The organism is Hymenobacter sp. BT559, from assembly GCF_017571525.1.
GTDB classification, from domain to species: Bacteria; Bacteroidota; Bacteroidia; order Cytophagales; family Hymenobacteraceae; genus Hymenobacter; species Hymenobacter ginsengisoli.
This window is the reverse complement of record NZ_JAGETY010000004.1, coordinates 196,045-222,239: the sequence shown is the minus strand read 5'-3', so window position 1 is coordinate 222,239 and position 26,195 is coordinate 196,045. Positions and strand designations below refer to the sequence as shown.

Sequence of the window (26,195 nt, the reverse complement as noted above, 5' to 3'; positions counted from 1 at the left end):
GAATTAAAAAGTATGAATTAAAAATTATGCGTTTGGGGCGGTGGGCTCGGTCGTAACTTCCTGCCATATTTCGCGGCCCGTGAGAAAGGCGGCGCCTTGCTGCTGCAAGTGGCGCATTATTTCGTGAAATTGCTGCGGGCCATTTTGGGTGTTGGCCGGGTCAAAATTCTCGTTGTGCCACAGCACTGAGGCCACACCGCCGAAGCGCGCTATTTCGGCAAAAACGGGTTGAAGCGCGGGTAGAATTTCGGAAGGGGCTAGCTGCAAATAATTCGGATGATGGAGTGTCGCATCCATCACATTAAGCGGAATTTCGAGAAAATCTGTCTCCTTACCAGTAAGAAAATCGAATGGGTAAAATGGTTGGCAATAGCTGTGGCGAAAACCGAAGCGCTCTGCAAAGCCAAGCGTAGAATCGTAGTTAAAATTTACAGCATCTATTGTAGCAGGTGTCTGCCGAGGGTCCCAGCTTAGGTAATGAAAGCGCAGCCCCGTTCCTGCATATTGAAAATTATCTAAGTCACGGGTAAGTGTGGTTTCGTCAACGGAGGCGCCTAGGCTTCCATGCAATTCAAGCTCACAATCAGCTGCTTCGAGTAATCTCAAGCGTTGCCAAAGGCTTGGACGTAACTGATAATCGGCATTAGCTATGCCGCTGGCTGCTTTGTCCGAGTTAGGCAGAATAAAAAAAGTAGATTTAGCACCATACTGCGCCGTAGCTGCTGCCACTGCTTCTAGGTTGTTCCAAGCATCGGGTTGGGTAAAATGCTGCCATAATAATTTCCCGAATAATTTAAAATCATGAGCTAGCAGCGCAGCCTTAGCCGGTGCTTTCCAGGCGCTATATAAATTATCAATATCGTGCGAGATAAACGCGGCAAAGCTGGCCTGTTGCCTGCCCCAGCGACGCGGCTGCAGCGACTGGCCGCTCACGTATTCTACGGCCGTTTTTAGTACGTCGAAATAATAATTGACAACTGGCAGCGTCACGAAATTATAGATTTTCTGCACGCTGGCTGCGTAAGGAAAACGCCCGTGCTGGTCGCGCTCAGTCGAGAAGTATTCCTGCCAGCCGCTCAATAAAAAAAATGCCGCCGAAATAATATCTGCCGAAATAACCACTTTGCCCGGCTGAAAATTAAGCAGCGTTTCGGCAGCCGGATTATCAAAAAAAAACGGGATTTGCCGGCCTAACCACTCGCGCCAATTGGGTTCCAGCGGGTGGGGGCTATTGCCATTAAAAAAGCCTGCACTCAACTCTGCTACTTCAACTTGTGGCTGAGTACCCGCGTAGCCGATAGTCGTCGCCGGCGCATCGGGGTAGGCGAGCCGGAAGTGCCGCAGCACGTAAGCTAGGCGCACCTCGGCCGAAACGGCGACGGGAGCGGCGGGAGCTGGGGCAGGGGCAGGCATAGGGCGAAATTACGTCCCGCTGGTTGGGGTGTCCAGCCATTCGCCCAGTCGGCGCAGGGCTAGTGCGCGGCTATGCCCTTCGTCGGGCGTGCCGAGGGTGGCGTTGTAATACGCCGCACGGCGGTACAGGTCGAGGGGCTTATGGTGGGCTAGCCGGCGCAGGGCGGCCACCAGCTCGGTGGACGAGTGCGCCCATTCGCTAAGCCCGTGGGCCGCGTAGCCATAATAATCGGACAGGCTGGCCGTGGGCGTGAAGCGGTAGTAGAGGCTCGCCACGTTGAGCAGCGTGGCTTCGAGGTGGGTGCTGGTATCGGCCGCTACCAGCGCATCGTGCCCTTGCAAAAACTCGAACACGTTCTCTTGCTGCGGGTTGCTCCACTGCAAGCCGGGCAGCGCCAGGCGCAGCTCACTGAAGTCGCGCTGGTCGCTAGGGTGGGGGCGCAGCGTAAACGTGAGGTCGGGCAGCTCGCGCAGCAGGTGGGCCAGCGTGTCGGCCACGGCGGGCAGCTCGTCGAGCAGGTTGCAGGCCACGGCCACCCGCTGTACCTGCGGCGCCTGGTTGCGCTGGGCCAGAAAGGCATCGGCCTTTGGCATACCCACCAGCTCGACGCGGCCGTGTACGGGGCCGCACTGGCGATACTTGTCGAGGGCGTCCTGGCCTTCAAGCAGGCTCAAGTCGAAGCCTAGCGGCGGAAAGTTGGTGCTCACGCTGGCATGCTGCACATAGGCCGTGGGCACACCCTCGGCGCGGCAGGCCAGCAGTAGGGCCCGGGCGTCGTCGTTGTGGTCATTGGCAAATACTACCGCGCGGGGCCGGTAGTGGCGAAGGGCTAGCCGGTACACCTCGTAGTAGCCAATGGCGTAAAAAACGAGGTCGAAAAAGCGCAAGGCGCGCTCGCCCACCAGTTGGTGAAGGCCTAGTAGTGCCCCCGGGTACTGCCAGTAGTACAATAACTTACGTCGCAGCGACAGCCGATTCACGGCCTTCCCGTAGCGCCCGATATTCTTGCCCTGGCCTGCCACCAGTACCGCGTCGGGCCACGCTTCCTGAATAAACTTCAGCGCCTCGTAGTTATTGGCGCTCACCACGTAGAGCCACACCGCGCCCGCCAGCCGGTCGGGGTTTTTGATGGGCTGAAACAAGTGGCCCACCAGCCGCAGCCCGGCGTAGGCCGCCACCCGCATCAGTCGCCGCCAGGTGCTAGCTGGCGAGATGCTGGCGAGTAGTTCAGGTGGGAAATTCGCGAAGTGGTCGCTGAAGCGAACGTACAAAATATTACGCAGCCTAGCTATACGTTCCCTAACGTAAATTGTCGCTGGTTGAGCAGGAGTAACGGCCTTATCCAATGTGCCGAACAAGCATAAACGCCTCTGCCAATGGTTGTCCGGTTACTACGCCCCAGCGCTGGGCTAGCAGTCGCAGCGCTTCTGGCGAGCGGGGGTGCGGGTAGGGACGTTTCTCAAACTCATAAGCTTCCATACCCGCGATTTTTGCCGCGACATCTTCCTCGGTTACTGTTAGAAAGAAGTTAGGAAGGAATGGTTGCGGATAGCTCGCTGCCTGCCATTCGGTTGAAGAGGGCGTTTCACAAGCTAAAATAGTGCGCTCGGGTTCGCCGGGCAACGGGCGACAGGCCGTGATTACAGCCTCGAATGTGCGGCGATGGTCGATGTTTGTATCGCCGCCATGATGGGTAAAGATTAAATGTGGCTGGAATGCTTCTTTTTCCTGCTCCACAACTTTGATAATGTCGAGCAAGTCGACTGAATCGAAACGGTTGTCAGCAAAATCATAGATGCCCGTAGAAGCATATCCAACGGCGGCCGCAGCCTGCGCAATATTGCTGCGGTGCTGGGCCAGGTCAGTGGCCCAGCGCTCAGTGTCGCGGGTAGTTGACCGTGAGGTCAGGCCTTCGCCTAAAATAACTGCCCTGGCCTCGCAGCCGTGCCGATGTACTAGCCGGTGAATGCTGGCTCCTAATCCCAGAAGCTCGTCATCAGGGTGCGCTACTACTACTAGTATGCGTTGATTGTCAATGCTAAAGCAGCTCATTGGGTGGGTAAAGCAGGTGACGGTACTCTTCCGGTAGCACCGACGTAAACGGTTTGCCTGTATAAAACTTGATACCCCGCCGACGCAGATAGTCTCGGAAATCTTCTTCTGTGCGGGTAAAAGTGCCTTGCGCTCTCATGGTAGCCAAGTCGAATACCACTTCATTGCATCGTATTGTCTGCTTGGCTTCATCGTAAGCAAGGTTGGCCTGCAGGTCTTTATAGGCAGCTAGCTCAGCATAATCGTGCAGCACTTGGCCAACAAGCTTCGCGTTGCGCGCGGGGTCTTCACTGGGGTACACATTCTCCCGCAATATCTTGACCGGAATGCCGCCCGCTAGGCAGCCATCAGGCAAGTCTTTATTAATAAGAGAGTTGGTGCCAATTACCACGTTATTACCGATGCGACGATTAGGTAATACGGTGGTGCGTGCTGGCAGCCAAACGTGATGACCAATACTAACGGGACCAAAATCGGCCGGAAAGCCCTCCAGAATTGGCAAAAATGAGCCATGCGTCCAAACCGCTACGTCCTCGCCAATACCAACGTACTCTCCGATATCGATACGGTGGTTGGTATTTAGCGTAATGCGCGCGCAAATCATTGAATACGAGCCCACCGTGAGATGTGCATCAGGGCTGAATTTGCCACCGTGCCCTACCGTGACGTGCGAGTCCCAAAATACATACTCACCTAAGGCTATGGTGCGGGCGGTCAAGCTATTATGGTTGCCAATAGTAGTGAGTGCTCCGATTTCAAGGCGTTGACCTACAAGAAAAGTATTATGAGCGCCGATTGTGACATCATCGCCGATAACACACTCAGTAGCTCGTATGCTGGTATGGGGGCCAACCTGCACATTGTGCCCAAGCTTTAGGCGTTCGGCGATGATATAGCTGCCATTTTCGAAGCGATGAATCTGCATTGACTGGTATCGGTTAAGTAGTAGAATGAGGCTGCGCGCTGCTACACCATATCCCAGTTCAGGGCTGTGCCCCGGCGCACTGAGTGGCGGGCCGGGCGCCCTATCACCTGCGGGAGTACATGCGGCGGCAGGCCATTGCCTGGCCGAATAACGCGTACATTATCAGCGGTAAGTATTTCCCCCTCGGCTACGTCTTGTACTACATAGATAGAGCGCCGGAAAGCCAGCGACTTTTGCTCTGCCTGTGTAGGGCCGTAAAACACGCTGCCCAGCGCCTGCTGAGCTTGGCGGCACTCCTGCACGAGGCGAGCCATCTCGGCCGGTTCCAGCGAAAAAGAGGCGTCGGGCCCACCGTCGGCCCGGTCGAGTGTCAAGTGCTTTTCGATAACGGTAGCCCCTAGCACAGTAGCGGCTACGCCTACCCCAGTACCGAGCGTGTGGTCGGAAAGACCTACTTGGCAATTAAACAGCTCGCGCAAGTGCGGAATTGTGCGTAAGTTAGTGTTGTGTGGCTCAGCCGGATAGGTGCTCGTGCATTTAAGCAGTACCAGCTGCTCATTGCCCTCGGCCCGCACAATAGCTACCATACGCTCCAGGTCGGCTAAGTCGGCCATACCCGTCGAAATGATTATAGGCTTGCCCGTTTGAGCCGCTCGGCGAATGAGTTCCGGCCAGTTATTCTCAAACGACGCAATCTTGTAAGCTGGACAGCCTACGCTTTCCAAAAACTCAATTGCCTCTATCCCAAATGGGGAGCTGAAGCCTACCATGCCGCGTTCCTGCGCACGCGCAAAGATGGCCGCGTGCCATTCAAACGGCGTGAAGTTGGTGGTATACAGTTCGTAAAGTGACTGTCCTTCCCAGTCCTGGTTTGCGCCACGCACCACAAAGTCGGGCTCCCGGCTATCGAGCGTGAGCATATCGGGGGTGCTGGTCTGAATTTTCAGGCCTTGACACCCAGCGTCGGCAGCGGCATCCACAATGGCTAGGGCTCGCTCCAGCGATTGGCCATGGTTGCCCGACATTTCGGCAATAATAAAAGGTGGTTGACCAGCACCAATGCGATGGCCACCCAGTACAATATCCTGCATAGCAATGAATTAACAAGAAGGCGGAAAGTTGAGTTGGTAAGCCTCGTACTCTTCGCCCTGCAAAGTAACGGACCCCTGCTGCACAAACCGCAACTGCTCGAATACCCGCGCCGATGCCCGGTTGCTGCTTTTTACTAAGCCTTGCACTGCGTGGTGGGCTAGCCCAGAGCGCTCGTGGCGCAGCCGCTGCAGTGCCCGGCGCAATAGTAACTGCCCTAGCCCCTGGCCTCGAAAAGCGGGGGCTAGCGAGTAGTCAATAGTGCCCACAGATGCTGGGCCATCGAACTCAATTCGTACCTGACCAATGGGTTCATCAGTGGGTGATAGTAAGAGATAGAGGTAGGAGTCCGGGTCTTGCAGCCGTCGAGAAAACCAGGCAATGTGCGTTTCCCAGGCGATAGGCGCTGAATGGACAGCGTTGCGTCGAACAGCTGGGTCGTTGGCCCACGTAAAATAGAGTTGTGAGTCCTGCTTGGTAGCTCGCCGTAGGCTATAGCGCTGTCCTTCGGCCAATTGATAAAAAATGGTTTGTAGCCGTTGGGCAGCTAGTCCATCGAATAACTGCCGTTGTCTTATCAATTGCTGAGCTGCTACAGATGGCAAGGCATTTTCTGGTAGGGTAAGGCCCTCGGCCAGGGGGAGTGCAAGTTGTTGCTGCACTAAGAACTGAAACAGCATCTGCTGGTTTTCGGCAGTGGGGTGCAGTAGTACAGCTCCACCAGTAGCACAGCACTCATACGCCACGCCGCTGGGTGGGCACACAAAAACCTCGCAGGTGCGCAGCAGCGCCGCTAGGGCCCCCGCCGACAAGTCATGGTAGAGAAGAATAGAGCCCCCTAGCGGCTGAGCAACTGCCTGCAAGGCTGCCTGGTGCGGATAGGCTGCCCCGGTTACTACTACTAGCGTATAGCTAGGGAAATGCTGCCGTACTAAGGGCAGCAAGAGCGCCGTTTGATTGGTAGGGTCAGCGCCGCCCATATTTAGAAACAGCCGGCACTCACGCCTTTCTGAGGGGCTGGTGGCAGAGGCCCAAAACTCCGGCCGCAGCAGGGCATATACTGGGCCTAAGCAGAGCTGTGCCAGCGGCACTTGAGCGTAAGCCGCTGGCAGCACGCCACCAGCTTGATTAAGCACGAGGTCAGCCCATAGGGGCGGCGTAATTAAGTCGTCGAGGCAAACTAATGCAGCGCCAGTGGCAGCTACTGTCTGCTGATAATCAGACGTGAAGTGATACCCATCCAGGATTAATACATCTGTTGGGGTTAATTGATTAGCTAGCCAGTCAGCTTCGGCTGTGCCGGTGGCTATAGCCGCCGGTATGGCCCACAATGCTATCCCTGCACTACCAAGTTGCTGTTTAATAGCATCTTCTGCTTCGCGCACTATAAATACAGCTTTGAAGATGGGTTGCAGGGCCTGTGCTAGCGCCTGGCAACGCACCAAGTGCCCTAGGCCAATAGTAGAGGAGCCATCGACTCTAAAATAGAGTGGCCCTGCTGATAAGTAGTTGTCAGACATTTAATAAACCAGAATAACTAATTCAGTAATAGTAAAAGTGCACACACCACAAAAGTAGAAATGCAAGTGCAGCATCATTTTTCAAAGAATCACTGTAGCCGTATTGAGTATCATAGTTTCTGAGCAAAGAAATCAACTTAGTTTTGCTAAGTCAATAATTCTACTTAGAAGTAAAGTATACTACATGAGGAAAAATTACTCTATTAGGCTTGTTTTGAGTGTGCTTCTGTCGCTTCTTTTAAAGTCGTCAGCCAGCTGGGCACAAATACAAAACTGGTACTTTGGCGACCATGCTGGCGTGAAGTTCACTAGCAGCGGTCCTGTGGCGCTTACCAACAGCGCAATGCTCACTTACGAAGGCTGTACATCCTTGTCGGATGCTAATGGGCAGCTACTAGCTTACAGCAATGGGGAGGCTATCTGGGATAGTCAGCATCAGGTAATGCCCAATGGCGGCACAGGCTTAGGCGGAAACAATTCTACTTCCCAGGGAGCCTTGCTGTTACCCCTGCCCGGTAGCTCTACCAAGGCATACCTTTTCTGCGCCGATGCCATCGAAAACAACCTGGTAGGCGGGCTGCGATATTCTATAGTAGATTTTTCGCTGAGGGGGGGGCTAGGCGATATAACCGGCATAAAGGGCGTCGTGTTGCCAACACCTACGATAGGCGGCAAAGTAACTGAAAAACTAACCGCTGTGCGCCACGCCAATGGTCGTGATTACTGGATAGTGGTGCACGGCTGGCAATCTAATGCGTTCTACAGCTTTTTGCTTTCGCCTACTGGCATCAGTTCAACACCTGTTATCAGTAATGTAGGCGCCGTCCACCAAGGCGGGTCTAGCTTTTATGGGGCAGCCAATGCGGTTGGCTGTATGAAGGCTTCGCCTGATGGGCGGCACCTGGCATTGGCTCAGCGCGATTCGCAGTGTGAGCTTTATGACTTTGATAATGCGACGGGAGGGGTTTCGAACTATGTACTGCTCGCTTATCACGACTACACCTACGGCGTAGAGTTTTCGCCCGATAATAGCAAGTTATATACAACCTACTCCCTGGCTGGCGAGATTACGCAGTATAATTTGCTCGCCGGCTCGCCCACGGCAATTGTAAATTCTGCCACCTTAATTGTAAGTGCCGAGCGCTTGGGCAACCTGGTATTAGGACCGGATGGTAAAATTTATGTAGCTTCTTATGGAAACACCTTCCTAAACGCCATTCAAAATCCGAATGCTACAGGGGCAGCCTGTAACTACAAACGGCAGGCGGTAACATTGGCGGGTAAACAAGGATTGAACGGCTTGCCAAATTTTGCAAACATCTATCCGATAATTAACTATTCCGCCAACTTCACTAGCAATGCTACCTGTGCCGGCGCTGCTGTAGCATTTGTGGGCACCTTGCAGCCTGCCGTGAGCAGCGCAGTAGCCACCTGGAACTTTGGCGACCCGGCCTCGGGCGGGTTGAATGTGGCGACCGGGTTAACTCCTACGCATACGTATGGCAATGCGGGCACCTACCAAGTAACGCTGTCGGTTTCAGTGCCGGGCATCGATACGCCAGTTACCGTTACCCAAGCGGTAGAAGTAGCGCCATTGCCGCAGGTTAGCCTGGGTAATGATGTCGTGGTGTGCGGTACCCAGTATCAGCTAGCTGCCGGCGTGCAGCCACCTGGCAGCACCTACCGCTGGCAGGATGGCAGCACCAATGCTACTTTCCTGGCTCAGGCTAGCGGTCGCTACAGCGTAACTGTGACCTCGCCAGCGGGCTGCGCCAGTGCCGCTGCCGTGAACGTCACCCTCAATGCGGTACCCAGCCCTCATCTGCCAGCCGATACGTTGGTATGTGCTGCTTCAGTGCTGCTGCGGCCTGGGGCGCAGCCCGCCGGCACTACTTACCGCTGGCAAGATGGCAGTACCAGCGCCACCTACCTAGCCCAGACGAGTGGGAGCTATACCGTGCTTGTGACCACCCCCCAGGGCTGTACCGCTACGGCCACTAGCCAGGTGCGGCTAGGGGTACTGCCCAGCGTTAGCTTGGGGGCTGACACCACGGTGTGCCCCAATGCCGTGTGGGTAATTCGCACCAATCCCCAGCCAGCGGGCACACTCTACCGTTGGCAAGACGGCTCTACTGGGCCTAGCTACGTAGCGCATGGCCCCGGCCAATACTCCGTAGAAGTGCGTGCCACGGCGGCCAGCTGCCCTGCCCGCGCCACGCGGGTGGCTAGCCCCGTCGATTGCCCCATCGTCATCCCCAACATCATAACACCCAATGGGGACCGCGAAAACGAGTTTTTTACGCTCAAAGGGCTTGTGCCGGCAGACTGGCACTTGGTCATTTTCGACCGCTGGGGCAAGCAGGTGTACGACCGCCCGCGCTACGACAATGGCTGGAATGCGGCCGGGCAGGCCGGCGGCATCTACTACTATATGCTCAGCAATGAGGCTACCGGCCAGCGCTATCGCGGCTGGGTCGAGGTGCAGCGCGGAAGCTAGCGCTGCACGTTGGCCCCATTTATTGCGGAGAGCCACGGGTGAAGAGTCAGTAGCGCGGGCAGCCCTGCCGGGTCGGTTAGAGAAAAATCGGGGCCTAGCGTGCTGAATAATAGGCTCAGCAAGGCGTAGTCGCTCGGGTAGTCTACGGTGAGGCGCAAGGCGGCTACTGCCGGCAGCACGGCCAGCGGCAGCGTTTCGAGCTGAAACAGCTCAGGGTGGCGGCGCAGATAAGGAGTCACGTGCTCGCGCTCGTCGGGCTGTGTTGCCTCGGCGTGAGCCCGGTGCAATGCCGTGGCGCTGATGACTTCGATATTAGTGCCCAGCGGCAGGCCGGTGGTGTGCGTGTAGGCGGCGCCGGTGGCGAGGTGGTGGGCCACCGCCGCGTCTAAAAAAGCCGGGTCCACGGCTGGGTTGTCGGCTGTGAGGCGTACCACTACTTCGGCTGGGCCAGCCTGGGCTAGCGCGCCCGCAAAACGACCCAGCACGTCGTGCTCATCGCCCCGAAAAACGCCAATATTCAGCCGCTCGCCTAGCGCGGCCAGCTCATCGTCAAGCGGTTGGGTGGTAGTCGCGACTATCACTTCGCTTATCGAGGCGGCCTGCCGTGCCCGGCGCACCACGTGGCCCAAGATGGTATGTGCATCGCCGGCCGCATCGAGCGGCAGCGGCAGCCGCGACTTGCCCGGCAGGCGCGACGACCCTAGCCGGGCCTGAATAAGCGCCACTACGCGCGGAGTTGGCAGAGTCATAAGTGGGAAAAGGGCCTAGCGGATGGTCCAGCCGCCATCTACCACCAGGTTGTGGCCGGTCACGAAATTGGAAGCCGCCGAGCTAAGAAACACAAACGCGCCCGCCAGGTCCTGCGGCTCGCCCACGCGTCCTAGCGGAATACGCCGCTGCAGCTCACCCTCGAAGCCCGCATTTTGCCGCACCGCATCGGAAGGAAAAGCGCCCGGCGATACGCAGTTTACTTGAATATTCTCCGGGCCCAGGTACGAAGCGAAGTACTTGGTTAGCTGAATCATCGCAGCCTTGCCTGCGCCGTAGTGGGGCGGGTTGAGAAACTGGGGTGCGTTAGTATAAGCCCCAAAGTCGGGCGCCACCACGCCATACATAGAGGCCACATTAATGATTTTACCGCTCCCTACGGCGCGCAAATAGGGCAGCACCTCGCGCAGGCAGCGGTAGGCAGTGCCCACCGAGCCGTCGAGGCCTAGCGCGAAGTCGGCATCGGGGAGCGCATCGGGCTGCTGGCCGCGGCTATAAAAAGCATTGTTGATGAGCACGCGCGGCGACCCGTAGAGGTCGAAGCTCTGGCGGAAGGCGGCCTGCACGGAGGCCGTTTCGGCTACATCGCAGAAAATAAAGTGAACATTTTCACGGTCATTACCAAAAGCGCTGGCAAACTTTTCGGCGCTGCGGCCCAGCACTACTACCCGCGCGCCGTGGGCTAGCAGGCCCGCCGCAATGGCGCGGCCCAGGTGGCCGTAGCCACCGGTAAGCAGCACCGTTTGGCCGGCTAAATCAAACATGCTGCGGTAAAAAGAATCAGTCAGGGACGCGGCGGCCATGCGTAGGGAAGAATAAACGTGTCGGTAGGTTCGGCCAGCTCGGCTAGGGCCGGGCGCAGGGTTTCGGCCGCAGCCAGGTAGCTGGCGGCACGCAGGTTTTCGTGCAGATTGGCAACTGAATCGACGCCGATAACTGCCCGCGCCACGCCCGGCGCGTAGGCCGCAAACAGCAGCAATGCTGCGGCTAGCGGCACGCCTGCCTCGTGGGCCAGGGCTCGTAGCTGGTGCAGCTTGGGGGCTAGCGGCTGAAAGAACGGCGGCAGGCTAGCGGGCTCGCGCAGCAGCAAGCCCTGCAAAAATGCCGAGCGCACGTGCACCTCTACGCCGTGCGCCGCCAGCCGGGGCAGCACCCCCGCAAAGCGCTGGTCGAGCACGTTGTAGGGCACCTGCACGAGGTCCAGGTCCCAGCCCTGGGCTAGCAGCCACTCGGCCTCGTGCGGGTGGTAGAGCGACACCCCAATGCGTGCCACCTGCCCCGCAGCCCGCGCGGCTTGCAGCGCCTGCCAGGCGGCGGGCTGAGCTTGCAGCGGCCCAAATGCGTGAAATAGCACGCCATAAAGCTTCCCCCGCCGCAGCCGGGCCAGCGACTCAGCCAGGTGTTGGGCTACCTGCGCGGGCGGGCCGGCGGGTAGCTTGGTTATCAGGCTAAAAGCTGCATTATCGCCTGCCAGCTCACCCAGGCGGGCTTCGCTGTTGCCGTAGGCAGCGGCCGTATCGAGCAGCGTGAGGCCGGCGGCCTGGGCGGCGGCCAGCACCTCGGCCACGGCTAGGGTAGTTGGCTGGCCGGCTTGGTTGTTCAACCCATAAGCCAGGCCAAACTGCGCGGTGCCAAGTGCCAGGCGTTGAGTCAGGGCTGGCATAGCCGCGTCGGATTGGGCACTCACGCGGCGGGCTGGGCTAGAAACTCACGCACGCAGGCCACCACGTACGCCTGTTCGTCGTCGGTGAGGGTGGGGTAGAGGGGCAGGCTCAGGCAGCGGGCATAATAGGCCTCGGCGGCCGGAAAATCGCCGGCCTGCCAGCCAAGCTTCTCGTAGTACGGCATGCGGTGCACGGGCACGTAATGCACCTGAGCCAGAATGTTTTTGGTGCGCAAAAATTCGTACAGGCCGCGCCGATTCGCCACCTGTATCACGTAGAGGTGATAGGCGTGGCCCTCGTGGCCGGGGGCTAGCACCGTCACGCCCGGCGTGGCGGCAAATGCCACGTCGTACTGCTTGGCTAGTTGGCGGCGTCGGGCCAGGCCCTCGTCGGCGCGGGCCAGCTGGCTGCTGCCCAGCGCGCACAAAATGTCCGAAATGCGGTAGTTGTAGCCCAGCTCCTGCATTTCCATATACCAGCCGCCCTCGTCCTGGCGCAACAGGCCAGTGGCCTCTCGCTCAATGCCGTGGGTGCGCAGGCGACGCAGGTGGCGGGCTAGCGCCTCGTCGTTGGTGGTTATCATGCCCCCTTCGCCGGTGGCAATGTGCTTGACCGGGTGGAAGCTGAAAATAGCCAGCTCGGCCAGCTGCCCGCTGCCGCAGTAGCGCTTCTGGCCTTGCTTGTCTACAAAATAGCCGCCCGGCGCGTGGCAGGCATCTTCGATTATCCAGAGGCCAAACTCGTCGGCCAGCGCCCGGGCTTCTTCCAGATTCACGGCCAGGCCGGCAAAGTCAACCGGAATCAGCCCGGCAAAATGGCCGTTGGGGTGAGCTTCCAGCAGCGCTCGCACCTTCGCTAGGTCAAGCAAGCCGGTGGCTGGGTCGATGTCGGCAAAGTGCACCTCGCCGCCGCAGTAGCGCACGCAGTTGGCCGAGGCCGCAAACGTGATGGGCGTAGTAATGACGCGCTGGCCCGGCTGCACCCCCAGCGCGAGCGCGCACAGGTGTAGGGCGGCCGTGCCATTGCTCACGGCCACGGCGTAGCTAGCCCCCACATAGGCCGCAAACTGCGCTTCAAACTCGGCTACGCGCGGCCCCTGAGTCAGAAAGTCGGAGTGCAGCGTGGCTACCACGGCGGCCACATCCTCGTCGGTGATGTGCTGGCGGCCGTAGGGCAGCGGGTGGGTAAAAGATGTTTCCATGAGTAGAAAAACGGTAAACCCCAGCCGCTAGACCTTGAAGTCGGCATCTACGTGCAGCCGGATTTCGTCCCGAATCTGCTCGGCGCTCAGCCACTCGTTGTTATTGGCCGAATCGTAGTGAAAATCGGTCGGTACCCGCTGGCCGTTAAAATTCTTGATAAAATCTTCTTCCTTCCAGCCAGGCGAAGTGGTGGGCAGGATAACGTAGTAGCGGTCGAGCTCCACCGTGCTCAGCGCATCGGTCTGGGTTATCATCTCCTCGTGCAGCTTCTCGCCCGGCCGAATACCCACGATTTTTTGCTCGCAGTCGGGCCCAATGGCGCGGGCCACCTCTGTAATCTTGTAAGAAGGAATTTTAGGCACGAAAATTTCCCCACCCCACGAGTGCTCCAGCGCATACAGCACCAAGTCTACGCCTTCCTCGAGCGAGATGTTAAAGCGCGTCATATCGGGGTGGGTGATGGGCAGCACGCCGGTTTTGCGCTGCTGCAAAAAGAACGGCACTACCGAGCCGCGCGAGCCAATTACGTTGCCGTAGCGCACCACTGATAAGCGTAAGTCTCTGCCGCCTTTCATGTTATTAGCGGCCACAAAGAGTTTGTCCGAGCACAGCTTGGTGGCGCCGTAGAGGTTGATGGGGGCGGCCGCCTTGTCGGTGCTCAGTGCCACCACGTCTTTCACACCACTATCGAAGGCCGCGTTTATCACGTTTTCGGCCCCGAAAATGTTGGTTTTGATGCACTCCATCGGGTTGTACTCGGCGGCGGGCACCTGCTTGAGGGCGGCGGCGTGAATGATAATGTCGACGCCCTCACAAGCGCGGTGCATGCGCTCGCTGTCGCGCACATCGCCGATAAAAAACCGGATGGCCGGATACTGGCTGTGCGGAAACTCCTGGCTCATCTCGTACTGCTTCAGCTCATCGCGCGAAAAAACAATGAGCCGCCGCACGCCGGGGTACAGCTTAAATACAGTGCGCACAAACTGCTTACCAAACGAGCCGGTGCCACCGGTGATGAGCAAAGACTTGCCGTTGAGGTCGAGGGCCATGAAACTACCTTGTAATTGAAAGCGCGAAAATACGCTCTGCGGTCTTGGCGTGGGCTAGCCCCGCTTGGCGGCGCGGCCGGCCCGCACCAACTCGGCCAGGCGTGCGGCCTGCCCGCGGCGCGAGTAACGCGCTACCACCGGGCTGGCCGGCAGGTCGAGGTTGGGGCTGCGCTGCCAGCGTTGTGCCAGGTCCTCCAGGGTGCTGAGCATCAAGTCGTAGCCCTCGTAGGGGAGGGCTAGCCCGGCGCCGGTTTCGCGCAGCACCACGTCGGCATCGCAGCCCGCCGGGCCCACGCATAGCACCGGCTTGCGGGCGGCCAGGTACTCGAATACCTTTCCAGGCAAAATGCCTTTATTGAGCGCAACATCCGGAATGGCCATCAGCAACGCGCTGCTGCTGAGTAAATAAGCTACTGACTCCTGATGCGGCACAAACGCAATAAACTCAGTAGCCTCGGCCAGCCCGGCGGCCGCTACCTGCTCGCGGATGCCCGCATCGACCTGGCCCACAAAGCGCAGGCGCAGCGGCACGGCCGGGTACCGTCGGCCGCATTCCGCCACGGCCCGCAATAAATTCTCAATATGGTAGCGGGCCGAAATAGTACCCGTGTGCGTAATGCGCAGGCAGTCGCTAGGGGGCATCGATTCGCCTAGAAAATCAGGCTCATCGTAGCCATTGGGCAGCACCACGATTTTGCCCTTGGCCAGGTCGGGCAGCTTGCGCCGAAATAGGCGCTCGGTCTCGGGCGAGGTCACCAGCACCGCATCGGCGCGGCGCAACACTTGCTGCTCGTAGTGTGCATCGAGTAGCGCAGCAATGGCCGTGCGGTGCAGGTCTTTGGTATAATAAATATCTGTCCAGGGGTCGCGCAGGTCGGCCAGCCAATGCAGGCCGTGCTTTTTTTGCAGCGCTAAGCCAATGAGCTGGGTGGAGTGCGGTGGCGACGAGGTGAGCACGGCGTCAAATTGCTCGCCCTGGGCCAGCAGCTTCTCCACGGCGGCCAGCGCGTAGGCGTTCCAACCGCGGCGCGGGTCTGGAATAAACAAATTGCCTCGCACAAAGCGCATGGCCTTTTGCGTGAGGCTAGGGGTGCCTTCATTGGCAAAGCCGCCGTGCGGCACGGCCCGCCCGGTCAGCTTTTGGTAGGAGCCAAACGGCTCAAGCGTGGCGGTGCGAATGACGCGCACACCCGGCGGTACCTCGCGCAGCAAGCTTTCGTCGCGCACCGGGTAGGTTGCCTGGTCAGCATCGACCGTAATTACGGTGGGCTCAACCCCTAAGCTCGGCAGGTATTTCACCCATTTCAGGCAGCGCTGCACGCCCGGCCCGCCCGAGGGCGGCCAGTAATAGGTGATAATGAGCAGGCGAAGTGGCGAAGCAGATTGGGGCACGATATGCGGCAGCTGTATTGTTAGCAAAGCTACATAAAGCCCTTGGCAGCCGCGGTTGTATCTTTGAAGGCTAGGATACCTCTAGCCAGTTGGAGGCCTCAAAGGCATAACCAACTCGCGTAGTCAGCCCGCGCTAGCGGGCGTATCCGTTACATCTGTTAAATCCGTTTGAATCTGCGGTTTATGTTTGATAATCTCTCCACCAAGCTCGACCGGGCCATCAAAACCCTGAAGGGCCAGGGCAGCATCTCCGAAATTAACGTGGCGGCCACCGTCAAGGAAATTCGGCGGGCGCTGGTCGATGCTGACGTTAACTATAAGGTTGCCAAAGAGGTAACCGATAAGATTAAGGACGAGGCCATGGGCCGCGAGGTGCTCACGGCCGTGTCGCCGGGCCAGCTCATGGTCAAAATCGTCTACGACGAGCTGACCCAGCTCATGGGCGGCGAAAAGCAGGACATTGTTATCAAGGGTGAACCGGCTGTAGTGCTGCTCTCTGGCCTGCAAGGCTCGGGCAAAACGACCTTTGCCGGCAAGCTGGCCAGCTTCATCAAGAAGCAGAACCGCAACGTGCTATTGGTGGCCTGCGACGTATACCGCCCCGCCGCCATCGACCAGCTCAAGGTGCTTGGCGAGCAGATAGGTGTGGAAGTGTATTCGGAGCCGGAGAACAAGAATCCGGTCGAGATTTCGCAGAATGCCATCGTCTACGCCCGCAAAAACAACAAGAAAGTAGTTATCATCGACACCGCCGGCCGCCTGGCTGTGGATGAGCAAATGATGCGCGAAATCGAGCAGGTGAAGCGCGCCATCAACCCCAGCGAAACGCTGTTTGTGGTGGACTCGATGACCGGCCAGGACGCCGTAAACACCGCCAAAACCTTCAACGACCGCCTCAACTTCGACGGTGTGGTGCTCACCAAGCTCGACGGCGACAGCCGCGGCGGGGCAGCGCTCTCCATTCGGGCGGTGGTCGAAAAGCCCATCAAGTTCATCTCGACGGGTGAAAAGATGGAGGCGCTCGACCTCTTCTACCCCGACCGCATGGCCCAGCGCATCCTGGGCATGGGCGACGTTATCTCGCTCGTGGAGCGCGCCCAGCAGCAGTTCGACGAGGACGAGGCCAAGCGCATCAACGCCAAGATTCGCAAAAACCAGTTCGACTTCAACGACTTCCTCGGCCAGCTCGAGCAAATCAAGAAGATGGGCAACCTGAAGGACCTGGTGGGCATGATTCCCGGCGCGTCCAAGATGATGAAAGACGTTGAAATTGACGACGACGCCTTCAAGCCGGTGGAGAGCATCATCAAATCAATGACCAAGCAGGAGCGCGCCCAGCCAGATATCATCAACGGTTCGCGCCGTCGTCGCCTGGCCGCCGGCTCGGGCACTGACATTCAGCAGGTAAATGCCCTCATGAAGCAGTTTGAGGACATGCGCAAAATGATGCGCCAAATGAACAAGCTCAGCCAGACGAAAGGTGGGATGGCCCAGATGGCCAAAATGATGGGCGGCATGAAAGGCATGGGCGGCATGATGGGCCGCCGCTAGGCCCTTCGGCAAGCCTGTTTCAAAAAAGAACCCCTAGCCGCTGCTGCAGCTAGGGGTTCTTTTTTACTTTGTAATCAGGATGCGGGGAATGTCTTTCTCTCGCAGGTCAATGTCGGCCGGTGCTGCCTGCTTGGTGAACTCATCGAAGCAGATAGTGCGCTGCCCTTTAAATTTCATCTGCGGGTCGTTGATGATGATAACGTGCGGGAACGTGCCGTATTCTTTATCATCACGCGTCAGGGTTTGCTGGCTGCCTAAATTAGGATTGTTTAGCACGTTCACATAAGCTAGCTGACCCTGAGGGGCTTGCTTGAAGTAAAGCACCGAAGCCTCGATATGGCCGTTGCACGGTGCCGAGCAGCCGGCTAGTGCAGCTGCTAGGCCTAGTAGGAGCAAGGAAGTTTTTTGACGCACAGCCTAAGCAGAGAAAGCAACTAGTTACACTACCGAAAAGTCGAACGACTCCAAAAACTTGGTCGTGAAATTACCAGCCTGAAAATCTTCGCTATCCATCAAAGCCAAATGGAAGGGGATGGTCGTTTTCACGCCTTCTACTACAAATTCGCTTAGGGCGCGCTTCATTTTCACGATGCACTCCTCGCGGGTTTGGGCCACGGTGATGAGCTTGGCAATCATCGAGTCGTAGTTTGGCGGAATCTGGTAGCCAGCATACACGTGCGTATCGACGCGCACGCCGTGGCCGCCGGGGATGTGTAGCGTAGTGATACGGCCGGGCGCCGGGCGGAAGCCATTGCGCGGGTCCTCAGCGTTGATGCGGCACTCCATGGCGTGCATCTTGGGGTAATAGTTCTTACCCGAAATCGGAATGCCGGCCGCTACCTTAATCTGCTCCTTAATGAGGTCATAGTTAATGATTTCCTCGGTTACCGGGTGCTCCACCTGGATGCGGGTATTCATTTCCATGAAGTAGAAGTCGCGGTTGGCATCCACCAGGAATTCGATGGTACCGACGCCTTCGTAGCCGATAGCTGAAGCACCCGCAATGGCCGCCTCCCCCATGCGCTCACGCAGGTCGTCGGTCATGAAGGGGCTAGGCGCCTCCTCCACCAGCTTCTGGTGGCGACGCTGAATCGAGCAGTCGCGCTCCGAAAGGTGACAGACGTGGCCAAACTGGTCGCCGCAAATCTGGATTTCGATGTGGCGGGGCTCCACCACAAATTTTTCCAGGTACATACCGTCGTTGCCGAAGGCAGCCTTCGACTCGGTGCGGGCATCGTCCCAGGCTTTCTGAAACTCGTCGTCCGAGTTGATGATGCGCATGCCACGGCCGCCGCCGCCAGCCGTAGCTTTCAGGATAACCGGGTACTTAATTTCGTTGGCAATTTTCTTGCCCTGCTCCACCGATTCGAGCAGGCCCACCGAGCCGGGCACTACGGGTACGCCGGCCTTAATCATGGTCGCCTTAGCCGTGGCCTTGTCGCCCATCTGGTTTATCATCTCAGGCGAGGCACCGATGAATTTGATGCCATTTTCGGCGCAGATGCGTGAGAATTCTGCGTTTTCGCTCAGGAAACCATAGCCGGGGTGAATGGCGTCGGCGTTGGTAATCTCGGCCGCCGCGATGAGCGTCGGGATGTTAAGGTAGCTGTCGCGGCTGCTAGGGGGGCCAATGCACACAGCCTCGTCGGCAAAGCGCACGTGCAGGCTTTCCTTGTCGGCGGTCGAGTACACGGCCACCGTTTTGATGCCCATCTCGCGGCAGGTACGAATAACGCGCAGGGCGATTTCGCCCCGGTTGGCAATCAGAATTTTATTGAACATGGGAGGGAAAGGGGGCAGAAGCAAGAACTCTGAAAACCGGTCATCCTGAGCTTGCGAAGGACCTAATCACGCTAAAACAAGCCGTTGGATTACGCAATCCTACTGGTGCAGCCGTGATTAGGTCCTTCGCAAGCTCAGGATGACTGGAAATGAGTAAATTAACTAGGTGTAAAACTACTCAATCAGGAACAGCGGCTGGTCGTACTCCACCGGAGTGGCGTTTTCCACGAGCACTTTCACGATGCGGCCCGACTGCTCAGCCTCAATCTCGTTGAAGAGCTTCATGGCTTCGATGATGCAGATAACCTGGCCTTTTTCCACCATGTCGCCTACTTGCACAAATACCGGCGCGTCGGGGCCGCTGCTGCGGTAGAACGTGCCAATCATGGGTGATTTCAGCGCCGTGTGGCTGGCGCTAGGGGCCGAGGCAGCTTCGTTGGCCGAGGCCGCAGGGGCGCTGGGCGCCGGAGCGGGGCTAGCAGCCGGGGCAGCCAGCGGCTGCGGGGCGGGGGCGGCCATAGGAGCGGCACTCATGCTCACTACCTGCTTAGTGGAAGGCTCGCGCTGCACCGAGATTTTAAACTCTTCGGTTTCAATATTTACCTTATTGAGGCCCGACTTAGCGATGAAGTCGAGCAATTCCTGGAGTTCTTTGGCTTTCATGGCGGCGTCCTTTTTGGGCGGGTTTTTGGGGGATTCTTTCGACATATTCTGAAGCTGTTAGCTTTAAGCTGCTAGCCGTTAACTTCTTAGGAGACGAGAGCTAAAAGCTAACGGCCGACAGCTAACAGCTTAAAAACAGGCTACTTAACGCGCTCTACGTAGCTGTAGTCGCTGGTTTTGATGCGAATCTTGGTATCCTGGTCGATAAACAGCGGCACCTGAATGCGGGCGCCGGTTTCTACCGTTGCTGGCTTGAGGGTATTCGTGGCGGTGTCGCCGCGCAGGCCGGGCTCGGTGTAGGTTACCACCAGGTCAACGGTAGTCGGCAGCTCGGCGGTGAGGGGCTGCTCAGTTTCGGCGTGGAACAGGATGGTTACGTCCTGGCCTTCCTTCATCAGGTCGGCGAAGGGCACCATGGCCTCGGGCAGCACCACTTGCTCGAAGTCGTCCTTGTTCATGAATGTATAGCCGTAGTCATCCTTGAACAGGAATTGGTGCGGGCGCTGCTCCACACGGGCAGTTTCGACCTTCACGCCAGCGTTGAAGGTGTTATCGATGGTGCGCCCAGTTTTGATATTGCGCATCTTGGTCCGCACAAAAGCAGGGCCTTTGCCCGGCTTCACGTGCTGGAAGTCAGTGATTACGTGCAGCTCGTTGTTGTAATTCAGAACGAGGCCGTTGCGGAAATCGGCGGTGGATGCCATTTTATGGAATAAAAAATTATAGGTTAAAAATTATGAATCGAATCAAAGGAATCTGCTCGTTGCCACAGTAGCAATTGTTAATTCCTGATTTTTAATTCATAATTCTAAGAGTTGTACGCCCATTTAACGTGCATAGCGCCCCAGGTAAAGCCGCCGCCAAAAGCCGCCAGGATGAGGTTGTCGCCCTTATGGAGCTGCTTTTCGTAATCCCAGAGGCAGAGCGGAATGGTGGCGCTGGTGGTGTTGCCGTAGCGCTGAATGTTGAGCATCACCTTGTCGGGACCCACGCCCATGCGGTTGGCTGTGGCGTCGATGATGCGCTTGTTGGCCTGGTGGGGTACCAGCCAGGCAATATCGTCGTGGCTGAGGTGCTGGCGGGCCATTACTTGGGCGGCCACGTCAGCCATACTCTTCACCGCAAACTTGAACACCGTAGCGCCCTCCTGGTAAATGAAATGCTCGCGATTGGCAATGGTTTCGGTGGAGGGTGGGCGGCGGCTGCCGCCGGCTTTCTGGTGCAGGTAGGCCTCGCCGCTGCCATCGGTGCACAGCACCTGGTCGAGCACGCCGTAGCCCTCGTAGTTGGGCTCGAGCAGCACGGCTGCGGCGCCATCGCCAAAGAGAATGCAGTTGGCGCGGTCGGTGTAGTCCACGATAGCCGACATTTTATCGGCTCCTACTACTACCACTTTCTTATGCAGCCCGCTCTGGATAAACTGCGCCCCGGTGGCTAGGGCATACAAAAAGCTCGAGCACGCCGCATTCATGTCATAGCTGAACGCTTTGGTGATGCCGCAGCCGTTCGAAATGATGTTGGCCGTGGCCGGAAACAGCATATCGGGCGTCACGGTGGCGCAGATGAGCAGGTCGACGTCCTCGGGGCGGGTGTTGGTTTTTTCCAGCAGCTGCTGTACCGCCTTAATGCCCATTACCGATGAGCCTTGGTCCTTTCCCTTCAGAATGCGGCGCTCCTTAATGCCGGTGCGCGTGGTAATCCATTCATCGGTGGTATCGACCAGCTTCTCCAGCTCCTGGTTGGTGAGTACGTAGTCGGGCACGTAGCCTCCGACTCCGGTAATGGCGGCGGTAATCTTCATGAGCGCAAAGGTGCGACCCAAACGGCAACAGCCCGACCAGTGGCCCGGCTGCTAACGCTAGGATTTGAAAGTGTCTTTGATTTGGTCCACGATGCCCGACTGCGCCATTTGGTAGCCCTGCATCAGCATGTTACAAATGGCTAGGGGGGTGCTCACCCCGTGGCCAATAATGGCGTTGTCGTTGATACCCAAAATAGGCGAGCCGCCCACGGTTTCATAGTTGAGCTTCTCAAAGTACGCATCATTGAGCTGGCGCGCCACCATGATGTCGTACATCGACTCAGCCATTTTCAGGATAACATTACCCGTAAAGCCGTCGCACACAATAACATCGGCCTTGTCGTTGAATAAGTCGCGGCCTTCAATATTACCGATGAAGTGGACGTGCGGGTTGACTTTCAGCAGCTGATGCGCCGCCTGCGTCACGGCCGAGCCCTTGCCTTCTTCCTCGCCCAGGCTCATCAGGCCCACCTTGGGGCGTGCGATGCCTAGCACGTACTGCGCGTAGAGCGAGCCAAGCTCGCCAAACTGCTCGAGCATTTCGGGCTTGCAATCGGCATTAGCGCCCACATCGACCATGATGCCCATGCCGCCGCCCACTTTAGGTACAAAGTTGGCGATGGCGGGGCGCAGCACGCCGGGCACCGCCTTCACCGTAAACATGGCGCCCACGAGCATGGCCCCGGTGTTGCCGGCCGAGCAAAATGCATCGACTTCGCCGCTGTGCAGCAGACGGTAGCCCACGGCAATGCTGCTGTCCTGCTTTTGTTGAAAAGCCTTGGTAGGGTGCTCACCCATTTCGATAACCTGGGAGGCAGGCACCACCTCCAGCGTGGTAGCGCTAGGGCCGTGCTCGAACAGCAGGGAGCGGATTTCAGCTTCGGAACCGATGAGGACGACCTGGGCTTTGCCGGCCAGGCGCTGGGCGGCCAGCACGGCACCGGCCACGGCGGCCTGGGGGGCAAAGTCGCCGCCCATAGCGTCGAGGGCAATTTTCATGAACGCGGATAAAGTAGAGAGTCAGCCATAAAAGCGCAGGGCGCGAAACCAAACCGGGCCGAACTGCCAATCTCAAAAGAGCAGTCCGGCCCGATGGTACCGCGAAATAACAACGCTTTCGGCTATTCTTCGTCCGAGCCCGTGTCGCCGGCCGCTGCCGGGGCCGCTACCGAGGTATAATTTTTGATGGCTAGCTGGCCATTGTGGTACAAATCGCCGTCCACTACGTAGGCTTTGTGGCGCAGGTGCAGCTCGCCCGTGTTGGGGCAGATGGTCACGGCCTTAGGGGTCAGCTTGTAGTGGCTGCGACGCTTGTCGCGGGTGGCGGAGGAGGTCCGGCGCTTAGGATGTGCCATGGTCTTGGTAAGGGGAAATTAAGAGTTAGGAATTAGGAATGATGAATTAGCACAGGGTCCTAATTCAGGTTTTTGAGGGCCGCCCAACGTGGGTCGTCCAGCTCGTCATCATCCGGATTGCCGCCCTCGGGGCGGGTCGAGAAGATGAGTTTGGTTTCAGCTTCAGGGTCGTCGTCGGCCTCGTTCTGGAAGCGCGGGTGCAGCTTCTTCATGGGCAAGGCCAGCCCAATGTAGTCGTAGAGATGCTGGGCAATGTTGAGCGTGAGCGTCTCGGGCGTGACTTGCAGCACGTCGTCGTCGAGCTCCTTGGGCTCATCGCCGTAGCGCACGAGCAGTTGATTTTCAATATCCAGCGGGTGGTCAAACTCATCGAGGCTACGGTCGCAGGTGAGGCGCACCGTGCCCGTGATGTGCGAGCCGATGGTGATGACGCGCTCGGTTTTATCGAGCGTTATGTCGGCATGCAGGTTGCCGTCGGCAATAAACTCTCCTTTCGGGTCGAATTGCTCGAAAAAGGCGCGGCCCAGCTCAAACGCAAAGTGGTGCGTTTTGAGCGAAAGCCGAGCGATGGGCAAATCAAATTGCGAGTCCTTTTTCACAGTTAGCCGAATAACGGGGGGCAAAGGTACGGGTTTTTGTTGGCTTTATCAAGCCGCGCGAGGGCTAGCAGTTCAGCCTCAGTCAGTTTTTGCTTAAGAGCCACTGGCTAGCGCACCGAGCGTGGGTCGGCAGCCCCTAGCCGGCGGCTGCGCACTACGTCGCAGGCCAGGTACACAGCCGCCCGAAACGACGAGGCGTCGGCTTGGAACTTGCCCGCAATGCCGTAGGCCGTGCCGTGGTCGGGCGAGGTGCGCACTACCGAGAGGCCCGCCGTGAAATTGACGCCGCGCTCGAAAGCCATGAGCTTGAAGGGAATAAGCCCCTGGTCATGGTAGAGCGAGAGCGTGGCGTCGAACTGCCGGAACTGCCCGGTGCCGAAGTAGCCATCGGCGGGGTAGGGGCCAAAAACTAGGTGCCCGTCGTGCTCAAACTGCCGGATGACGGGCGACACGACGTCGTTTTCCTCGCGGCCGAGCAGGCCGTTTTCGCCGGCGTGGGGGTTGAGGCCCAGCACGGCTACTTTGGGTTTAAGAATACCAAAATCCTGCTGTAGGGATTTGAGCAGCAGGCGAATCTTGGTGCGTAGCACGTCGCTGGTGAGCTTGGTCGAAACGTCTTTAAGGGCAATATGGCCGGTAGCGGTGGCCACCCGTAGCGCCTGGTCCTCATCGACGAGAAACATCAGGTTATCGGCCGCGCCGAAGTAGCTGGCCAGAAACTCGGTGTGGCCGGGAAAGCGGAAGTCGTCGGCCTGGGTATTTTCCTTGCTGATGGGCGCCGTCACGATGGCGTCGAGCAGGCCGGCCTTGAGGTCGCGGGCGGCGGCTAGCAGGCTTTCGCGGGCGGCCTGGCCGCTGGCAGGCGAGGGCTGGCCGGGCGTGAGGTGAAAGTCTTCCTCCCAGCACGTCACGGCGTTGAGGCGGCCGGGGGCGATATCGGCCGCATCGCGCAGCTGGCGAAACGTAAGCGGCTCGGCGCCTTTTTCCACCGGAAAATCGTCGAAGAGCGCCGTAGCCGTACCGTAGACCACGGGCGTGCACTGCTGCAGCAGGCGCTCGTCGCGCAGCGTTTTATAAATGACTTCGGGCCCGATGCCGGCCAGGTCGCCTACTGAAAAACCGAGGCGAGGGAGAGAAGATTTGGAAGGGGAAGAACTCATAAGTAGAGAAAGCACCGGGCCGCCGGGCTAGCGAAAAGCTACATGGGCGGCTAAGTGGGGCTCAAAAGTAGCGCCGTGCGGGCGGGCGGCTTACTATTTCAGCTTCGTGGGTTATGCAGCGTGCCGCGAAGCCTCTCGCTCGCTTCTGCAGATTCCTCCTCTTCGCGCCAACACGCCAGGTGCTTCGCCGCGCGCAGCATGGCTTTTTCTGTATTTTTCTTGCTTGCAGGAGCTACAGTTCCCGGTAAAGCCAAGCCATTTGGCGGGCCGTGAGCCAGTCGGGCACGGCGGCCAGGGCCGCGTTGCGCAGCGGGGCTAGCCAGGCCGGGGTGAACTGCGCCAGCTGCCCTAGCAGCCGCGACTGCTCCACAATGCGGCGGGTGCGGGGCCGGCGCTGCTGGTCGAACGCACGAAACGCAGCTGGCACATCGGCGGGTGCAGCGCGCAGGCAGCGGGCCAGCACTGCGGCATCTTCCACGGCCATGCCGGCGCCCTGGCCTAGGTTTGGGGTGGTGGCGTGGCCGGCATCGCCCAGCAGCAGTACGCGGCCGAAGGCCAGGCTAGCCAGTGGGGCTAGGTCGTAGAGGTCGCCCCAGAGCAGGTCGGCATCGGCGGTGGCGGCCAGCACCTGCGGAATGGGCGCGTGAAAGCCGGCGAACCGGCGCTGCAAATCGGCCACCCGGTAGGCTTTGAAAGCGGGATTATCGGGCGTGGAGCTGTTGACGCAGGCAAACCAATAGAGCCGGCCATCGGCCACTGGCACCAGCCCGAAGCGCCCGGCGCGGCCCCAAGTTTCGCTGGAGCCGGTGGTGGGTAACCCAAGAATACCATGCTGCACCACGGCCCGCCAGCAGGTGTAGCCAGCGTAGCGCGGCTGGCTGGCCGGCAGTAGCTGCCGCCGCACCGGCGAGCGGATGCCATCGGCCGCCACCAGAGCGTCGGCGGTGGCCTGGGTGCCGTTTTCGAAGAAGGCCGTGACGTGGGTGGTGCTCTGCTCAAAGCGGGCTAGCCGGTGCCCGAGCTGCACCACGCCGGGCGGCAGCGCCTGCAGTAGCTCGCGCTGCAAGTCGGCCCGAAGAATGCCCAGGTTGTCGTAGCCCAACCGCGCGGTAAAGCCCGAAGTATCAGCCCGGTTCAGCGCCCGGCCGTGCTCGTTATAGAGGCTTACGGTGGTGAGCGGCGAGCCCATCGGCCGCACGGCATCGTGCAGGCCCAACTCGTCGAGTGCCCGCATGGCATTGGCCCCCAGCACCACGCCGGCCCCGATTTCGCGCAGTTCGGCGGCGGCCTCGTACACGCGCACTTGGTGGCCCAGCCGCAGCAGCGCCTGGGCCGTGGCTAGCCCACCGATACCGGCTCCGATGACGAGGAAATCAGCCATAATAATGTAGGATGCCGGACCAACAGCGAGGCCGCCGGTTTTGGTCGGCGGCCTCGCTGTTGGTCAAATTAGACAGTTTTCTCAATCACTAACTCAATTGACTCGTCTTCCAGAGAATTGAGTTCATCGTAATGAATTATGACAACCCGCTGGTACCTCTTCTTGGGCGAGAGTCAGCAGATGAGTGGCTAGCGAAACAAGCCCTGCTTTATTAGCTTTTAAGACGAAACAGTCAACGGTTCCCGAAGTGGCAATGGTAAAACCTTCCTCCCACTGTGTGCGGATGCCAGTTTCGGGAGAATAATGGGGCAGTTCCAACGTGACCTTCATG

Annotated in this window: 25 protein-coding genes; 2 read left to right on the top strand and 23 right to left on the bottom strand. The window is 58.6% G+C overall.

Going from position 1 to position 26,195, the window contains the following annotated elements:
• Window positions 1-24: 24 nt before the first annotated feature.
• From J4D99_RS07385 to pseG, 6 genes are all read right to left on the bottom strand, one after another.
• A complete protein-coding gene (locus J4D99_RS07385; protein ID WP_208131065.1) occupies window positions 25-1,347 on the bottom strand; it encodes a DUF7033 domain-containing protein in 1,323 nt (440 codons plus the stop codon).
• A 75-nt stretch (window positions 1,348-1,422) separates the two neighbouring features.
• Window positions 1,423-2,685 (bottom strand): glycosyltransferase family protein, encoded by a 1,263-nt coding sequence (locus J4D99_RS07380; protein ID WP_208131064.1) that lies wholly within the window; start codon window positions 2,683-2,685, stop codon window positions 1,423-1,425.
• A 67-nt stretch (window positions 2,686-2,752) separates the two neighbouring features.
• Window positions 2,753-3,466 carry a PIG-L deacetylase family protein gene (locus tag J4D99_RS07375; RefSeq protein ID WP_208131063.1) on the bottom strand — a complete coding sequence of 238 codons (714 nt, stop codon included), beginning with the start codon at window positions 3,464-3,466 and terminating at the stop codon, window positions 2,753-2,755.
• Window positions 3,453-4,391 carry an acyltransferase gene (locus tag J4D99_RS07370; protein ID WP_208131062.1) on the bottom strand — a complete coding sequence of 313 codons (939 nt, stop codon included), beginning with the start codon at window positions 4,389-4,391 and terminating at the stop codon, window positions 3,453-3,455. Before J4D99_RS07370 ends, J4D99_RS07375 begins: the two co-directional genes overlap by 14 nt.
• 41 nt (window positions 4,392-4,432) lie before the next feature.
• Complete coding sequence (gene pseI / locus J4D99_RS07365) at window positions 4,433-5,482, bottom strand: pseudaminic acid synthase (RefSeq protein WP_208131061.1); 1,050 nt, start codon at window positions 5,480-5,482, stop codon at window positions 4,433-4,435.
• Between the two features lie 9 nt (window positions 5,483-5,491).
• The gene (gene pseG, locus J4D99_RS07360; RefSeq protein ID WP_208131060.1) at window positions 5,492-7,000 is read right to left on the bottom strand and encodes a UDP-2,4-diacetamido-2,4,6-trideoxy-beta-L-altropyranose hydrolase; all 1,509 of its coding nucleotides are present in this window, start codon (window positions 6,998-7,000) and stop codon (window positions 5,492-5,494) included.
• Window positions 7,001-7,874: 874 nt separating this feature from the next.
• On the opposite strand from pseG, the gene J4D99_RS07355 reads away from it, so the two are divergent.
• Window positions 7,875-9,497 carry a T9SS type B sorting domain-containing protein gene (locus J4D99_RS07355; protein ID WP_208131059.1) on the top strand — a complete coding sequence of 541 codons (1,623 nt, stop codon included), beginning with the start codon at window positions 7,875-7,877 and terminating at the stop codon, window positions 9,495-9,497.
• Here the strand turns inward: J4D99_RS07355 and J4D99_RS07350 are convergent.
• The 6 genes from J4D99_RS07350 to J4D99_RS07325 are packed head-to-tail and all read right to left on the bottom strand — an operon-like array spanning window position 9,494 to window position 15,572.
• Window positions 9,494-10,246, bottom strand: coding sequence for a cytidylyltransferase domain-containing protein (locus J4D99_RS07350; protein WP_208131058.1), 753 nt, complete (start codon window positions 10,244-10,246; stop codon window positions 9,494-9,496). The two genes, J4D99_RS07355 and J4D99_RS07350, sit on opposite strands and share 4 nt — an antisense overlap.
• A gap of 15 nt (window positions 10,247-10,261) precedes the next feature.
• Window positions 10,262-11,068 (bottom strand): SDR family oxidoreductase, encoded by an 807-nt coding sequence (locus tag J4D99_RS07345; RefSeq protein WP_236018563.1) that lies wholly within the window; start codon window positions 11,066-11,068, stop codon window positions 10,262-10,264.
• The gene (locus tag J4D99_RS07340; protein ID WP_208131057.1) at window positions 11,050-11,952 is read right to left on the bottom strand and encodes an aldo/keto reductase; all 903 of its coding nucleotides are present in this window, start codon (window positions 11,950-11,952) and stop codon (window positions 11,050-11,052) included. The genes J4D99_RS07345 and J4D99_RS07340 overlap by 19 nt, the downstream gene beginning before the upstream one ends.
• A complete protein-coding gene (pseC, locus tag J4D99_RS07335; protein WP_208131056.1) occupies window positions 11,949-13,130 on the bottom strand; it encodes a UDP-4-amino-4,6-dideoxy-N-acetyl-beta-L-altrosamine transaminase in 1,182 nt (393 codons plus the stop codon). Before pseC ends, J4D99_RS07340 begins: the two co-directional genes overlap by 4 nt.
• A gap of 27 nt (window positions 13,131-13,157) precedes the next feature.
• Complete coding sequence (pseB, locus tag J4D99_RS07330) at window positions 13,158-14,180, bottom strand: UDP-N-acetylglucosamine 4,6-dehydratase (inverting) (protein WP_208131055.1); 1,023 nt, start codon at window positions 14,178-14,180, stop codon at window positions 13,158-13,160.
• Window positions 14,181-14,234: 54 nt separating this feature from the next.
• Window positions 14,235-15,572, bottom strand: a complete 1,338-nt coding sequence (locus J4D99_RS07325) for a glycosyltransferase family 4 protein (RefSeq protein WP_309509553.1) — start codon at window positions 15,570-15,572, stop codon at window positions 14,235-14,237.
• Between the two features lie 183 nt (window positions 15,573-15,755).
• Here J4D99_RS07325 and ffh point away from each other — a divergent pair, with 183 nt between their 5' ends.
• Window positions 15,756-17,123: a signal recognition particle protein gene (gene ffh / locus J4D99_RS07320; RefSeq protein ID WP_208131054.1), complete on the top strand. Its 1,368-nt coding sequence runs from the start codon at window positions 15,756-15,758 to the stop codon at window positions 17,121-17,123.
• Between the two features lie 63 nt (window positions 17,124-17,186).
• Here the strand turns inward: ffh and J4D99_RS07315 are convergent, their stop codons facing one another.
• The 11 genes from J4D99_RS07315 to J4D99_RS22310 all read right to left on the bottom strand — a co-directional run bounded on the left by J4D99_RS07315 (window position 17,187) and on the right by J4D99_RS22310 (window position 26,194).
• On the bottom strand, window positions 17,187-17,537 hold the full coding sequence (locus J4D99_RS07315) for a hypothetical protein (protein WP_208131053.1): 351 nt from the start codon (window positions 17,535-17,537) through the stop codon (window positions 17,187-17,189).
• A gap of 24 nt (window positions 17,538-17,561) precedes the next feature.
• A complete protein-coding gene (gene accC / locus J4D99_RS07310; protein WP_208131052.1) occupies window positions 17,562-18,905 on the bottom strand; it encodes an acetyl-CoA carboxylase biotin carboxylase subunit in 1,344 nt (447 codons plus the stop codon).
• A 174-nt stretch (window positions 18,906-19,079) separates the two neighbouring features.
• Complete coding sequence (gene accB / locus J4D99_RS07305) at window positions 19,080-19,568, bottom strand: acetyl-CoA carboxylase biotin carboxyl carrier protein (protein WP_208131212.1); 489 nt, start codon at window positions 19,566-19,568, stop codon at window positions 19,080-19,082.
• Window positions 19,569-19,708: 140 nt separating this feature from the next.
• The gene (efp, locus tag J4D99_RS07300; protein ID WP_144850200.1) at window positions 19,709-20,272 is read right to left on the bottom strand and encodes an elongation factor P; all 564 of its coding nucleotides are present in this window, start codon (window positions 20,270-20,272) and stop codon (window positions 19,709-19,711) included.
• A 104-nt stretch (window positions 20,273-20,376) separates the two neighbouring features.
• The gene (locus J4D99_RS07295; protein ID WP_208131051.1) at window positions 20,377-21,369 is read right to left on the bottom strand and encodes a beta-ketoacyl-ACP synthase III; all 993 of its coding nucleotides are present in this window, start codon (window positions 21,367-21,369) and stop codon (window positions 20,377-20,379) included.
• Window positions 21,370-21,426: 57 nt separating this feature from the next.
• Window positions 21,427-22,368, bottom strand: coding sequence for a phosphate acyltransferase PlsX (gene plsX, locus J4D99_RS07290; RefSeq protein WP_208131050.1), 942 nt, complete (start codon window positions 22,366-22,368; stop codon window positions 21,427-21,429).
• Between the two features lie 122 nt (window positions 22,369-22,490).
• Window positions 22,491-22,724, bottom strand: coding sequence for a 50S ribosomal protein L32 (gene rpmF / locus J4D99_RS07285; RefSeq protein ID WP_208131049.1), 234 nt, complete (start codon window positions 22,722-22,724; stop codon window positions 22,491-22,493).
• 59 nt (window positions 22,725-22,783) lie between these two features.
• On the bottom strand, window positions 22,784-23,323 hold the full coding sequence (locus J4D99_RS07280; RefSeq protein WP_208131048.1) for a YceD family protein: 540 nt from the start codon (window positions 23,321-23,323) through the stop codon (window positions 22,784-22,786).
• A gap of 107 nt (window positions 23,324-23,430) precedes the next feature.
• Window positions 23,431-24,483, bottom strand: a complete 1,053-nt coding sequence (gene pdxA / locus J4D99_RS07275; RefSeq protein ID WP_208131047.1) for a 4-hydroxythreonine-4-phosphate dehydrogenase PdxA — start codon at window positions 24,481-24,483, stop codon at window positions 23,431-23,433.
• Window positions 24,484-24,715: 232 nt separating this feature from the next.
• Window positions 24,716-25,864, bottom strand: coding sequence for an FAD-dependent monooxygenase (locus tag J4D99_RS07270; RefSeq protein ID WP_208131046.1), 1,149 nt, complete (start codon window positions 25,862-25,864; stop codon window positions 24,716-24,718).
• Between the two features lie 123 nt (window positions 25,865-25,987).
• Window positions 25,988-26,194: an Imm32 family immunity protein gene (locus J4D99_RS22310; protein ID WP_425556385.1), complete on the bottom strand. Its 207-nt coding sequence runs from the start codon at window positions 26,192-26,194 to the stop codon at window positions 25,988-25,990.
• Window position 26,195 lies beyond the last annotated feature (1 nt).

Coding starts and splice junctions, on each gene's coding strand:
- J4D99_RS22310 (WP_425556385.1), bottom strand. CDS start 26,194: ATGAAGGTCACGTTGGAACTGCCCCATTATTCTCCCGAAACTGGCATC.
- J4D99_RS07270 (WP_208131046.1), bottom strand. CDS start 25,864: ATGGCTGATTTCCTCGTCATCGGAGCCGGTATCGGTGGGCTAGCCACG.
- J4D99_RS07350 (WP_208131058.1), bottom strand. CDS start 10,246: ATGACTCTGCCAACTCCGCGCGTAGTGGCGCTTATTCAGGCCCGGCTA.
- pseC (WP_208131056.1), bottom strand. CDS start 13,130: ATGGAAACATCTTTTACCCACCCGCTGCCCTACGGCCGCCAGCACATC.
- J4D99_RS07370 (WP_208131062.1), bottom strand. CDS start 4,391: ATGCAGATTCATCGCTTCGAAAATGGCAGCTATATCATCGCCGAACGC.
- plsX (WP_208131050.1), bottom strand. CDS start 22,368: ATGAAAATTGCCCTCGACGCTATGGGCGGCGACTTTGCCCCCCAGGCC.
- pseB (WP_208131055.1), bottom strand. CDS start 14,180: ATGGCCCTCGACCTCAACGGCAAGTCTTTGCTCATCACCGGTGGCACC.
- J4D99_RS07355 (WP_208131059.1), top strand. CDS start 7,875: ATGAAGGCTTCGCCTGATGGGCGGCACCTGGCATTGGCTCAGCGCGAT.
- pseI (WP_208131061.1), bottom strand. CDS start 5,482: ATGCAGGATATTGTACTGGGTGGCCATCGCATTGGTGCTGGTCAACCA.
- J4D99_RS07375 (WP_208131063.1), bottom strand. CDS start 3,466: ATGAGCTGCTTTAGCATTGACAATCAACGCATACTAGTAGTAGTAGCG.
- ffh (WP_208131054.1), top strand. CDS start 15,756: ATGTTTGATAATCTCTCCACCAAGCTCGACCGGGCCATCAAAACCCTG.
- accB (WP_208131212.1), bottom strand. CDS start 19,568: ATGAAAGCCAAAGAACTCCAGGAATTGCTCGACTTCATCGCTAAGTCG.
- efp (WP_144850200.1), bottom strand. CDS start 20,272: ATGGCATCCACCGCCGATTTCCGCAACGGCCTCGTTCTGAATTACAAC.
- J4D99_RS07345 (WP_236018563.1), bottom strand. CDS start 11,068: ATGGCCGCCGCGTCCCTGACTGATTCTTTTTACCGCAGCATGTTTGAT.
- J4D99_RS07295 (WP_208131051.1), bottom strand. CDS start 21,369: ATGAAGATTACCGCCGCCATTACCGGAGTCGGAGGCTACGTGCCCGAC.
- rpmF (WP_208131049.1), bottom strand. CDS start 22,724: ATGGCACATCCTAAGCGCCGGACCTCCTCCGCCACCCGCGACAAGCGT.
- pseG (WP_208131060.1), bottom strand. CDS start 7,000: ATGTCTGACAACTACTTATCAGCAGGGCCACTCTATTTTAGAGTCGAT.
- pdxA (WP_208131047.1), bottom strand. CDS start 24,483: ATGAGTTCTTCCCCTTCCAAATCTTCTCTCCCTCGCCTCGGTTTTTCA.
- accC (WP_208131052.1), bottom strand. CDS start 18,905: ATGTTCAATAAAATTCTGATTGCCAACCGGGGCGAAATCGCCCTGCGC.